Below are 14433 nucleotides of genomic sequence, written 5' to 3' on the forward strand. Positions count from 1 at the left end.
ATTTCTTATTTTAAATCTAATAAAGGCCTAACTAAAGTTTCTTTGTTATTAGCCAAATCTTTCCAGTCTACTTTTATCGCAGGATTTACACCGTTAATGTAATCTTCAATATTAGAATATCCGTCTCCATTTAAGTCTCCTTGAGCATCTGATGGATCATTCGGATTTAAACCGTATTTTTTCTCCCATGCATCTGGCATTCCGTCTTTGTCTGTATCTACATAAGGTTTTCCTTTGTATTCAGGATATCCTCCAACTTGAGAAATATCTGTAATGATTCCTTTTTTATAAGAATCCATCGGTAAACGTCTGTGTTCGAATTGATAAAAAGTCTTTTTCTCTAATCCTTTTGCATATTCTGGAACTCCAGTTTTTACAGTTCTTACGATTCTTTCGTCAACTTTATCTCTAAGTGGTAAGGTTGCCCCAACGTTTTTAAGTACAAACTCATAAGATTCTTCAGCAGTCATGAATTTATTGAACCATGGCATAGGGAAAGGTTTTTCTGCTTTCATTTTAGCGAAATAGTCTTTTGATTCATCATAAGTCATTAATTCGCCTTTTTTATTTTCGATTTGAATTCCTCCATCCCAGTTATCTTTGGTAACTTTTTCATTATTATTTACCACGTTTCCGTTTACATAAGCTCTACCGAAAACCATATAAGGCAATTTGCTTCTTCCTGATTCTGGTTTTAAAATTCTGTAGCTAATTGGCTGAGTCAAATCGGTTACAGGTCCTGGTTTGTAGAAATTATTGATGATGTTGTAATTAGCAGTGTAATCTCCACCATCTGTAGATCTGTTGTACCAGTTGAAAACTACGTTATTCACAAAATTGAAAATTCCATTCCAACCGATAGAAGGGTTTCTTCCTGCATTATTAGCCCACATATTTCTCATGAAAGAACAGTTTTCTCCACCTAAAGTACTTCCGAAAGCATGGTTGTAAGTATCTAAAGCTTCTCCGAACAAACTGTTTTGGATTGTAATATTTACCGTTCCCACTTTGATGTCTGGATAACCTGGTCCAGGATTATACATATGTCTGTAGATTGACATATTTTCATCTAATCCCCAAGTTGCAGAAACGTGGTCGATCATAATGTTTCCTACAGGATTTCCTCCGATAGCATCATCACGACGGCCTACAAAAGTTTCTCCGCGACGGAAACGCATGTGTCTAATTACCACATCGTGAGTATCAATCCAAGTTGATTCTCCCGCCACGCAAATTCCATCTCCAGGAGCTGTTTGTCCAGCAATTGTAATATAAGGCGCACGAATGATTAACGGGCTTTTAAGTCTGATAATTCCAGCAACATTAAATACCACTATTCTCGCTCCTCCTTGTTCGCAAGCTTCACGTAAAGTTCCTGGTCCGCGATCTTCTAGACTTGTTACTGTGTAAACTTTTCCACCACGTCCACCGAATGTGTACATTCCTCCACCTTCAGCACCTGGAAAAGCAGGAATTTCTGCTTGAGGTAAATCTGTTGGTCTTGCTGCCCATGGAATATATGGTTTTCCATGTCTAGCTTCTTCTTCAATAACGACTAAAGCTTTTTCCCAAGCTTCATCAGAGAGTCTTTGAGCTTCTTCTTTAATAGCTTTTTCCTGAGCCTGAACTTCTGGACTAATCTTCGGATATTGAGCAAAACATTTTGCACTTCCTAAAAAAAGCAGAGATGATGCGATAAATAATGTGGAATTTTTCATGTTAATTTCTAGTTGTGGTAATTCTTTTTAAACAAATCACCTGTATCTTTTAACGAATACAGGTGAAAAGCTTTATATAATAATCATTGTTTTGATATTAAATCTATTCTTGATAATTGAAGGTTCCTAGTCCTCCAAAGTTATCATTCCAGCCAATAGTTTGTAACAACCATGGATTTGAAGTTAAAGCAGTTGTATTTAAACCATTGATATAATAATTTGGATTAAATTTAATATTAACAGCTACTCCACTAAAGTTATCCATAGGCGTAAGTAATGGTGTGCGAATGAAATTTGTGTTGTAGAACGTCTCTAAAGTCTTCAACTGAGCTTCAAAATTTGCTGCATCTGGATCTGCAACTACACTTGCACGAGCAGAAGTTAAAGGATCTGTAGTCGAAGAACTTGTTGTAGAATTATACTGTAAAAAGTTACCAGTACGTTTTGTTCCATTAATTGGAGTTAAACCTAATTTGCTTACAGTACCACCCACAACTCCTGGAAGAGCTTCGTTATCATAAAGCATCCATCTTTGAACATCCCAAAAACGTTTTCCTTCGTAAGCTAATTCTACTCTACGCTCATATAACACCGCTTCTATTGCCTGATATTTATCTGCCAATGTTCCAATTCCGTAATTGTTTTTAGAATCAATACCCACGCGGTTTCTAATTTTCCCTAAATAAGCTAAAGTATTATTTGTCTGACCTAAAGCAGCATAACATTCAGCAATATTCAATAATAACTCAGCATAACGATATTCCATAATATCTGTTCCAGAATATTGGAAATTGGTTTCTTTACTAGCTGCAGTATTTGTCATTTTTCTAACAAAAGCTGGACTAGAGATTGCAGTATTTCCATCTGAAAAACCTGCTTTATTTGATCCATCTACCCAACGGTAAGCCCAAAGAACTGAATTAGGCGTTTCTTTTGATCCCCATTTTGAACCAGAAAAAGCAAAAGTTCTGTAGAATCTTGGATCTCTGTCTACGAAGAAAGTAAAATCATTGTAACCGTTTGCAGCAGTAGGTCTTCTACCGTCTTTCATTGGAAACAAATCAATCATTTCTTTAGGGGCAGCTACTCCTCCTCCTGTTCCACCTAAACTTAATAAACGAATACCTTTTTCCCATGAATTGTTTATTACGTTTGAGGTAACACCTGTTCCACAAAGTTGAACAGTAATCGCCTCAGAACAAAATGCATTGTCAATCAAAAACATTTGTTCCCATTGTTTTGCTGTACTTCCATACAATCCGTACCCATCTGCAGTCAATTGATTTTCTGCTTCTAGTCCTGCTTTCAAGGCTGCTTCCCAACGCTCAGTTGAGCCATCCCAGTTTTTATTAAACAATGGACTAGCAAAAGTTAAAAGCACTCTTGACTTCTGTGCTAAGGCTGCTCCTCTCGTAAAACGACCGTATTGAGTAGGCCAGTTTCCAGGCAATAAACTTGCTGCCATGTCTAAATCTTTTATAATTTGATCTACGACTTCAGAAACTTTTGCTCTTGGAAGCTGAATTGATGCATCATCAGCTGATGCATCTTGAACTGTAGTAACAATTGGAACTCCTCCGTACACACGCATTAAATCAAAATATTGCATAGCACGCATATAGTACATTTGCCCTTTTGCCTGATCGCGAAATGTTTTGTCCAAATTAGAACCTTTTACATCAATGTCTTCTAAAAAAACATTACATTCTCTAATTCTGTTATATGGAGTATTATTAATACTTGTTGCAAGTTTTACACCATAGTAGCCATTTGCATCTTGTGAATTTACAAGTGTTTTATTTGGATTGATAAAATCTTGAGTTCCTCCTAGCTCTTCTGTTAATCTAGAATTGGCATCTGTATAAGAACCAATAATTGTAGAAGTTGGTGACTTATATGCATTGTAAAAATCATAATATTGATTGTCAACATAAGCTTGTGCACGTTCCTGTGTCTGATAAAACGTATCATCGTAAAATGAATATTGTTTCTTGTCTTTTAGAAAATCATCACTACAAGAAACTGCTCCAGCAGCAAGCAATAGTGATAATGTTATATATTTAAATGGTGTTTTCATAATTGCTTTAAATTTAGTTTAGAATGATACGTTAAAATTAAGCGTCCAAGTTCTAAGTGTAGGATATGCTACAGAAGAATTATCATACATGTTACGGTAATGATCAGGATAAGGGTTATATAAATCCCATAGATTATTACCCGTTATACCCAACGTAATAGCAGAAATTTTAGTGTCTGCAAAAACTTTCTTAGGAATATCATATCCTACAGATAGCTGTCTAACGAAGCAACGGAAAGTATTCAATTGCCAGAAATCTGACGGACTTGACATATAAGCCCATTGTGCTACGCTAGGATATTTTCCGTTCGGATTATCTTCAGCATACATATCGCTCCAGAAGCTCTCACGAGACCACATATTGTGGGCAGAAGAAGTACCTTGGTTTACTAAATCTACAAAAGTGGCACCTCCCCAAGAAGTCGAGATTTGAGATCTTAAATAAAACCCATCTACTTTAAATCCTAAGTTTGTAGTAAACCCATAAGTTCTGCTGCTGTTTGCCAATTTAACATAATCATTCTCTTTCATGATTTGTCCATCAGCTGGCGCTAGAGTTCCGTCAGGATTAAGCTGACCCGCAACATCCTGATAAGCCAAAGATCCTTTTCTCATTCCGCTCATTGAACTAATATCCAGATATTTTGGCACACCACCTACTGCAGCAGCACGCTCAGTTAAATAAGCCCAGTAATTTGCAATATCTTCATCTGTACGTAAAATACCATCTCCTGTAGATGTTCCTTTCCAAACTGCAAATCCCCAAACAGGATTGAATCCTACAGATTGTCCAACTCTTGTAGTGTTATTAGCAGGAGTTAAGTTTCCTTGATCCGGAAATTTCTTAACTTCATTATTGTTATAACTAAAGTTTATTCCTACGTTATAACTAATATTGCTTTTAACTTTATCGCTCCAGTTAATAGCAAATTCATGTCCCCATGCATCAACTGCTCCGTAATTTTCTTCAGCATATCCACCTCCAACAGAAATTGGCACACCAACAGCACTACTCATATCTGTTAACATGTTTTTACTCTTATCATAGTAAAAATCATAGGTAAAATTTAATCTATTTTTTAACACATTAATATCAATACCAATGTTGTTTTTTATAGTAGTATCCCAAGTTACATTTCTATTAGGGTTAACTCTAGGTGTTAAACCACTTCCATTAGTACCTCCATTAGCTCCAAATTGAAAACCTTTGTCAACAATAACATCATAATACTGAGCCCATCTCCATGGTTGGATATTATCTTTTCCTGTTTTACCAATTGAATAACGAACTTTTAAGAAATCAACCCAAGGCAAAGCTTTTTCAAACCAGTTTTCTTTAGACATTACCCAACCCAACTGAGCAGATGGGAAATATCCCCAATACTTTTCTGGTGCAAATTTCGTTGAAGCATCACTTCTGAAAAGAAATTGGAATAAATATTTCTGTTTGTAGCTATAATTGAAACGACCAAAATAAGAAAGAGTTCCACCTTCAACTTTCGTTGCTGTACTGTTAGAAGCATTTAATGTTCCTGCTGTACGATAATCTCCTAAGTAATCTTTACCTGTTTGCTCATAAGCTAAACGAGTAGCTGTATTGTATACTTCTGATGCTTCACCTCCAACCATTGCACCAATTTGATGATCTCCAAAAGTTCTATCATAGTTAATAAGGAAATCTCCTTGAGTGCTCTTACTATCATTATTATTGTAGTAAACTCTCGAGTTTCTAACATTTGTATCGATGATATAACTTCCTGTTGGATTCGTTGTAGCATTATAAATACTAGGATTAGCTTCACTTGCTAAGTGTTTGTCTAAAAGTTGGTAATCTCTAATACGAGCTAAATCATAAGGCAACTGAATTTGCTCTGTGTAAGAAGAACTTTGAGTTCTTGCATAATTTACTTTAAAAGATAATCCTTTAACTGCAGCAACTTTATAATTTAAAGACGCAGTTACATTAAATGAGTTATCATCTGTAATTTGATGAGAACCATTGTTTAAATTGGCAAAATAGTTCCAACCAGCAATTGTAGTATTAGCGTTTGCACTACCTAAGTTTTTGTTTGAATTAGGAAATGGAGACACATAATATTCTTTACCATCATCTAGAGTAACTTGCCATGGCACATGCTGTGGCATGTGTAATAAAAATCCATAATCTGCTTGTTCTCCACCGGCAGCAGATCCATAACTTCCGTCACTAATATTTGCTGAAGCTTTTGTAAACGACTTATCAATTGTTCCAACATTTCCAGAAATAGAAGCAGAAAAATCTAAATTCTTAGCAATTTTAGCATTGATTCCTGTACGGAAATTCCATTTATCATACTTTTGGTATCCTAAGTTTGCATCTTGCGTTAAGTAAGTTGCACCAGCAAAATAGGTAATATCTTCGCTACCACCACTCACATTGAAAGAGTGTTTTTGCTGAATAGCAGGTTTCCATGCTTCGTCTAACCAGTTATAGTTCAAACCTTTCATTTGCTCTAATTCAGATTGAGAATATAATGTAATTGGATCAACTACACCTGGCGCAACTACTCTTCCGGTATTAAATCTGTTACTAAAAACTCCAAACTCATAAGCATTTAATACTTTACTGTGACTTACAGCATCATTGACAGCAAACTGGCTGTTATAACTAAATTTTGCTTTACCTGCTTTACCACGTTTCGTTTTTACCACAATCGCTCCTTGAGAAGCACGTGAACCATAGATTGCAGCAGAACCGTCTTTTAAAACTGTAATACTTTCAATCTCTGATGGATCTAATCTATTGAATTGCTCCAAAGTTGGTTTTCCGTTACTTGGATCAACCTGAATCATATCATCAATAATTACCAATGGAATAGTTGAGTTTCCATCTTTCGAAAAACCAAAACTTTGACGAATCTGAATAGTTCCTGCATCACCAGGACGACCGGTACCACTAGAAACTGTAACCCCTGGAACCAGTCCTTTTAGGGCGTCAGATAAATTAGTAACTGGCAAATCCATTAACTCATCTGTTTTAATTGTTGCAATAGCTCCAGTAAGTTCCTTTTTCTTTTGAGTACCATAACCAACTACAACTATATTATCTAATTGATTAAAATCATCCTCCATTTTTGCATTAACGATCGAACGATTATTTAGAGGTATCTCCATTTTTTTCATTCCGATGAAAGAAAAAACTAATGTTCCTCCGCTTTTAACTTTAATCTGATACTTTCCATTGTAATCTGTCGTCACTGAATTTTTTGTAGATTTCTCAGTAATGTTAACTCCAGGCAATAGTCCTCCTAAATTGTCTGTAACTGTTCCCGTTACTGTAACTTGATTCTGAGCATAACTCAATACACTCATCAGTGTAAACAAAAGAAAACTACATCTTTTTATAAGTGCTTGTTTCATAAATGTTTGTTTGGTTAGGTTATTAATGTTAGTTAGTCATGTTTTAAACATGTCTTAATTTTAATAAAACTTTATTTAAAGAAATCTTAACTAAAGATTATTAAATGTTTAAAACACATTTATTTTAATATTCCAAAAATAGGACGATGATACATGAGAACCGTCCTGCTCTATCCTGTTTTAATCGCAGAATGTCAAAAAAAATGTGACTAAAAAAACAATATTAATAAAAAACGAATGGAAAAAATAGATGAACCTAAATATTTAGGGTAAATGTTTGCTTAAAAGAAAATTTATAAACTCATTTTGACGAAAAAACAATAAGATTTATATCAAAAATAAACATATAGTATATATTCTGTAAAACTAAACTGTATCCCTACTGATAAATAAGCGCTTATAAAATACCCTTTTCTTACGAAAACGATAGAGAAAAATACTAAACGTATATTTATTTTGCGGCAAAAAACTTACAAAACAATAAACAGAATAGTTACAGGATGGCCTAAAAAAGTTTGAATAATTTTTACTAAAAAAAATATTTTTTAAAAGTAAATTCTGACCAACGAAATTTAAACGATAATCTATCCATTTTTTGCTAACTTCAAAAAAACGAAAAACCCACTAAACATTGATGTCAGCGGGTTTTTGTTAAATTAAAATTTTATTCTGTTTAAGGTTCTCTATTTTGGATAAAATTAAAATACTATTTATTCGGATCCCATCCGTTTAAAACTAAATCTCTATTGTATTTTTTAAGATCCTCTTTAGTTAATTGATGTGACCATGAAACACGTTGAGATATATCTTTTGCACTGGAGCCTTTACTTCCAAATTCTGCATAATAAGCTGTTTTGTCTTTATCAGGAAATCTAGTATCAATCCATGTGTTCCAACCTTCTGGAATAATATGAGAACCAATATTTGTATTAATGAAAACAGTTTGAGCATAAGGTCTCCAAGGTCTTCCCAGAAACACTTTGTCTACAGATTTATCTTTCGCAGTAAGCTTACAATCTGTAAAAACAAAACCATAAGGCTGACCTTGCGGAGTCGAAGCCGCTGTGATGTAAGAGTTTGTTAGACTTTCAATTGTGCATTTATAAAAATAAGCCGTTGCAGCGCCAAAGATAAAATCAGTTGTTCCATTGATAAAACAGTTTTCAAAATAGGTTCGAGTATTTCCTTCAGATAAATAAAGCGTATCTTGGTTAGCCAAAAGATTGCAATTCTTTACAATTACTCTATCGCCTTTAATGTGAAGCGCAACCGCCTGCCCTACTCGTCCCGCCGTATTTTCGACAGTAAGATTTTCAAGCGTGCAGTCATTTCCTTTAATCATGAAAGAATACGAAGTTCCTGTTCCAAATTCTTTCTTTCCTGATGGATCTTGTTCTCGAAGCGGTTTTCCAGAATAATCATCAAATGAAATAATCGTTTTATTTCGGTCCAAACCTTTTAACGTAATAAAGGGTTTTGAAACTGGAATTTCCAACTTCTCGACATACTTTCCTGGTTTTATAGTAATTACAACAAGTTTCTCAGAATTATCTTTTACATTATTCACCGCTTCTTGAATAGTTTTAAAATCTCCAGAACCGTCTTGTGCAACGATTAATGTCAATTTATTATCAAGCGTTTGAGCTGATAGAGAAAGTGTTGTTATTAAAAATAGAGTTAGAATGTATTTCATATGTTTTTTATTTTTTTGTCATTTCGACGAAGGAGAAATCCCACTAGAAATTCCGTACTGAATATCGCCAATCTTTGTCGACTCCCGAGTGTGATTTCTCCCTACGGTCGAAATGACAAACTATGCGTTTATACTTCTATGACAAATTAAAGAATCCCTTTTTAATCCGCGTCTTTACGTAGTAAATCCGTTTCATCCGCGTCCAAAACTTAATGAGACATCCAAACCGTCATTTCTCCTTGCCCTTTATTTCCCCAAGCAAAATACGGAATCAATTTCACAGGAACAGAAGTTGCATCTTTAGACGAAAGCGGTTTGTATAAAGTTTTATTCCAAGAATTATTCGGATTTATAAAAGCTTCTGCTTCAATACTTACTAAGTCTCTATTGTTTAAAGTAAAATGATTCGTTGTAAATTTAGAATTCAATTTTAAAGCAACATCATTTACGCTTGTTTTTGCAGGAAGCTGATCTGACTCTAAACAATACACCAAAGGCCCTCTTTTTACCGCAACTTGATTTTTGACTTCTTCCACTAACGGATTCGCTTCCATTAATTCAACTGGCATTGGAAGATTCAATTCAATTACATCTCCTTTTTTCCATTTTTGATTTAATTTCAAATAAGTTCCAGAAACGATTTTATCTGTAATTTTCGAATTATTAACCAAAACTTCAGCATTCTGACTCCAACCCGGAATTCTTAAAAAGAAATTTTGTAAATCTTTAGGCGCTTTTACAATTTTCAACGTTATTTTTCCGTCCCACGGATAATTGGTTTGCTGTTCAATTTCGATTTCTTCTCCGTTTAAAGATTTTGTTTTCAATTGATTACTTCCGTATAAATTTACATACAAACCTTCTTTCGAAATATTGTAAGCATAATTTCCAACTTCAGCAATTGTTCTGGTTACGTTTGGTGCGCAACAGTTTGATAAGGCAATATAACCTTCACGCACATTTCCCCATCTCTGGTGAAACGGTAAATCATTGGAAACATTCAGCGGATTATTATAAAGAAATTTTTCTCCTTCTAAATCCATTCCTGAAAGTACGCTATTGTATAATGCTAATTCTACAATATCAGCATATTTTGCATCTCCAGTAATTTGAAGCATTCTCCAGTTCCATAACACATTTCCAATATTTGCGCAGGTTTCGGTATGAGCCGTTGCATTTGGCAATTGAAAAGGTCTTCCGTAAGCTTGATGAATCTTTTGTACCACAGTTGGATCATAAGAAGTTCCGTCTGGCGAAACTCCATCGTACAGAGAACCACAGCCTCCTGTAATATACATTTTACGATACGTTACATCATCCCAAATAGATTCTAAATTATCTAACAATTTCTTTTCTCCTGTTTCGGCATATAAATCGGCAACTCCAGCGTATAAATAATTCGCTCTTACAGCGTGGCCCATTGCAGTTGTTTGTTGTCTAAACGGAACTCTATCTTGATTATCATCGGTTCCATCATTTGTGGTTCCTTTAATATCAATCAGATTATTAGCCAATTCTAAATATTTCGGGTCTTTTACAGTTCTGTACATTTCGACAATTCCCATGTAATGAGAGGGACAAATTGCATTTCTAGCCAATTCTGGTGAAGCTTTTTTATAAAAATCATATAAGTAATCGGCAACTCCTTTGGCAATATTCAAGAAATTCGTTTTTCCAGTTGCACGATAATGAATACAAGCTGCAGTCATTAAATGTCCCATATTGTATTTCTCGAAACCCAATTGTTTTTTAACTTCTTCTGGCCCTAAAGTTCCCCAACGTTCATCAATTAAAACTGGTGTGTGGATATAACCGTCTTTACGCTGCACTTTCGCAAATAGCGCAATAGCTTTATCCATTTCGGCATCGAGTTTTTTGTCTTTTGTAACGGCATAAGTTGCTGCCATTCCTTCAAAAATCTTATAGAAATCACCATCATGAAAAGAAGGTCCTTTGAAAGTTCCTTTATCTAATCCTGCTGCAATCTCGAAGTTTTTGTATGCATGAGAAGTTTCACTATGATACAAATCCCACATATACGGCAAAGTATTTTTAGTTTCTACATCAAATTGTTCTTTCCAGAATCCGTTGGTCCATTTTACATCTTGCAAACCAACGCTCTGCAATTTAGAATACGGACTTTGTGAATTAGCAACTAAACCCTTGTTTTGAGCAAAAATTACAGTTGAAAGAAATAAAGAGGATATGATGATGTTCTTTTTCATTTTGAATTAATTTTTTGTTTGCCACGAATTACACTAATTTCCACGAATTAGTTTTTGCCACAGATTAAAAGGATTAGCACAGATTATTTAGTGTAAAAATCAATTTAATCCTTTTAATCTGTGGCAGAAAAAAGAAAAAAATTAGCGCAATTCGTGTAATTCGTGGCAAACCCATTTTTTTTATTTTATGAAGAAATTGATCGTTCTGCTCATGGAATCTCCGTCTGCATCTTTTACCGTTACAACGAAAGAAGCGAATCCTTTTTCAATAGCTGTAAACTGAATTTCTTTTCCTTTTAAAACCACTTTTCCATTTTTAAGATCAGAGAAAGTGTAGACTGGTTTATTTTCGTAACCTTTAAAATAATCTGCAGCTACTAAAACCTTTTTATCTTTTAAATTGATAAAATAATGAGGCTGAGCCAACCAATCTAAATAATTATCCAATTGTGTAAATCCGTCTTTGTCTACATCTGAATTCGCATCTGAGAAATCTCCCGCTGGTGAATTTTCATTTAAACCAAAAGCTTTTTCCCACCAATTTGGCAAACCGTCATGATCTGTATCCCAGTCTGATGGACGAGTTTCTGAAGCAAAATTTGGCCATCCGCCCGCATCTTGTTCGTTATCAATCATACCGCCTAAACCGCTTTTGCTTCCTTTGTAAGTAAAAGTTCCTTTTAAAGTTTCGTCTACAATTCTATTATCGTGTTTGTCAAAAAACGGCTGATTGGCACCAACATCTGAAAGTACATTTTTATACGCCGCTTTCGCTGATTGTGTTTCTACGTAAGAAGGAAAAAATGGTTTGCCTACAAAAGTTTCATAATCTACTTTTTCATTATGACTTATAGTCGATTTTCTGCCTTTATCCTGAGATTTCTCATCAAAATAACCCGGCATAATATTTCCGTTAAAATAGTAACGCTGCATTCCTTTTCCAACGCCTTCGTGCTGTGCATTTAAGGCCACAAATATCGTAGTTGAAGCCCCTGGTTTATAAAAATTGTTTACAAAATTTACTTCGTTTGCACCACCGTCAGTTGTTCTTCCTCCCCAGTTGTAAACCACATTATTTGTAATATCCAATCTTCCTGTGTAATAACCGTCACCGTTTAAACCACCGCCAATACTCCAGTTACGACCTTGATTATGCGCTAGTAAATTATGATGAAAACTACCGATATCACCGCCAATTGTTGCTGCAAAACCATGCATTTTTCCAGCAGGATATTTATCATGTCCCGCCACATTTAAAGCTTCAGAAATTAAAGTTCTTTGCAGCGAAATATGATGCGCGCCACGTGAACTAAACGATTCATCGATTGTCCAGCTTATTGAACAGTGATCAATTATACTATAATCTGCACCTGTTAATCCCATTCCGTCAAAAGTAGTTCCGCCTCCTATTCTCACTTTTAAGAATCGAATTACTCCATCATTTCCTGTCAACCCAATTGGCGCTCTGCTGATCGTAATTCCTTCTCCCGGAGCCGTTTGTCCTGCAATAGTAATATATGGCTGATTTGCCACTAATCTCGAAGCCAATTTTATATTTCCCGAAACATTGAAAACGATCGTTCTTGGACCAATTTCCTGATTGATAGCATCGCGTAAACTTCCCGGACCATCGTCATTTAAATTCGTTACTTCAATTACTTTTCCGCCACGTCCTCCTACGGCGTAACGTCCGTAACCTTCTGCTCCTTTAAATGCTAATTGTGCAGGTTTAAAAGACCAAACATTTCCTAAAGTTACTTCACCATTATTATCCACTTCATCGACTCTCCAATAATACGTTGTTCCTGAATATAAATCAGAAACTGTAAAAGATTTCTCCGTCAGTTTTCCTTTAAATTCTTTTGAAGATTCTGTTGCATTCTCTACCGCGTTTTTATCTTCACCGAAATATATTTTATGCGATGCCACATTTTTTACAGCATCCCATTTTAGAGTTAAAGTTTTACCTACTTCAACATGTTCGTCTCTGTTTTTAGGTTCCGGAGTTCTTGCCTGATTCATCAAATTTGGTGTATCAATTTCAAAACCGTTAATTACAATTTGCTTAACAACATCTGGATTAGTTGTCGGATCAATTTCAAAACGAACAATTACATCTTTTCCTTTTTCAGCATTAAAAGTAATATACGCCATCGAAGCATCAATTTTAGCATTGGCTCTCTGACTCGCATTTACTGTTTCCTGAAGTTTTCCATTTACGAAGATTTTGATTGGAGAAAAAGTTTTTCCTGTAATGACATCAAAAGCGTTGTGAAAAGTCAAAAGTGTATGTTTTCCTGCTTTCAGTCCGCTGATTTTCAATTCTAAATTTTCGGACGTAACCAAACCATCACTTCCTAATCTATTGTAAAACGGAGCGCTCATTCCAACTTTATACCATTTAGAAGTAAAGTTTCCTTTTAACTTAAATGATACATTATTAAATGATTTTTCAGCTTCTTTTCCTTCGTTAATCACCCAAGAATCATAACTCGGATCATGAACTTCTTCCAGTCTTCTTTGAAAAAAATCAAAGTCAACTTTTACAATTTGTTTATCAGCATTTTGAACTGATTGTGCTTGTCCATTTGTGGTCAAAAATAGGGACAAAACTGCAGCACTTATTAATTTCTTTATCATTTTAATTAGCAATAGTTAGTTTAATTTCGTTTTCTCTGCTTCAGATTTTCCTAACAGATTTATAATGTCTTTTTTTCTTTCTTCTGGAATTACTTTTAAAACCTTCAATTCTCCATTCACTAGTTCAGCTTCAATCGTAGTATTTTGTTTAGCATGTAATTTAAAATGAACATTCCACTCTTTCGGCCACGCTGGAAAAAGATAAATTTTTCCGTCTGCTTCCTGCAAAAGCATTTCCTGCATTCCAATCATTCCCGAACCGCCCCAATTATGATCTGGAACCCAATCAAAACCTGGTCCCCAAAATGCTGGAAAACGTCTTTCTGAATTGGCCATTTTCAACGTATTGTATTTTGCCGCTTCTTCAGTTAATCCCAAACGAGCCGAGAAAATATTATCTTGTTTCCAACCTACATGACTTCTAAATTTTAAAGCATCTGGATCGTATTTCCATGTATTTAAAGCCGTTTCTAAATCAGGTTTTCCAACACCGTAAATTCCCCACGGATAAACAGGATACAGTTGCGGAACTTCAGAATTATTAACTCTTTCCCAAGTTTTAGCAGGAAGCAATACTTTATGATTTTCGATCTGCCCAAAATTCAAAGGCGGAATTCTCGTTTGAAATGCTTTTAAATATTCAACGTCTTCTTTAGATAATTCATTTGCAGAAAGGTTTAA

6 protein-coding genes and 1 pseudogene are annotated in these 14433 nt (G+C 34.9%); all 7 read right to left on the minus strand.

What is annotated here, in order from left to right; genetic code table 11:
• Positions 1 to 5: 5 nt before the first annotated feature.
• Positions 6 to 1718, minus strand: coding sequence for a polysaccharide lyase (locus tag B3J44_RS01255; RefSeq protein ID WP_286965083.1), 1713 nt, complete (start codon positions 1716 to 1718; stop codon positions 6 to 8).
• 103 nt (positions 1719 to 1821) lie between these two features.
• Positions 1822 to 3795 carry a RagB/SusD family nutrient uptake outer membrane protein gene (locus B3J44_RS01260; protein ID WP_286965085.1) on the minus strand — a complete coding sequence of 658 codons (1974 nt, stop codon included), beginning with the start codon at positions 3793 to 3795 and terminating at the stop codon, positions 1822 to 1824.
• Positions 3796 to 3813: 18 nt separating this feature from the next.
• Positions 3814 to 7194, minus strand: coding sequence for a SusC/RagA family TonB-linked outer membrane protein (locus B3J44_RS01265; protein WP_286965087.1), 3381 nt, complete (start codon positions 7192 to 7194; stop codon positions 3814 to 3816).
• Between the two features lie 706 nt (positions 7195 to 7900).
• A complete protein-coding gene (locus tag B3J44_RS01270) occupies positions 7901 to 8887 on the minus strand; it encodes a pectinesterase family protein (protein WP_286965088.1) in 987 nt (328 codons plus the stop codon).
• A gap of 209 nt (positions 8888 to 9096) precedes the next feature.
• On the minus strand, positions 9097 to 11112 hold the full coding sequence (locus B3J44_RS01275) for an aceric acid hydrolase (RefSeq protein WP_286965089.1): 2016 nt from the start codon (positions 11110 to 11112) through the stop codon (positions 9097 to 9099).
• 180 nt (positions 11113 to 11292) lie between these two features.
• Positions 11293 to 13752, minus strand: a complete 2460-nt coding sequence (locus B3J44_RS01280; protein ID WP_286965091.1) for a T9SS C-terminal target domain-containing protein — start codon at positions 13750 to 13752, stop codon at positions 11293 to 11295.
• 15 nt (positions 13753 to 13767) lie between these two features.
• Positions 13768 to 14433: pseudogene (locus B3J44_RS01285) on the minus strand (hypothetical protein); the annotation flags it as partial.

The sequence above is a fragment of the Flavobacterium sp. UBA4854 genome, assembly GCF_002399805.1.
GTDB classification, from domain to species: Bacteria; Bacteroidota; Bacteroidia; order Flavobacteriales; family Flavobacteriaceae; genus Flavobacterium; species Flavobacterium ginsengisoli.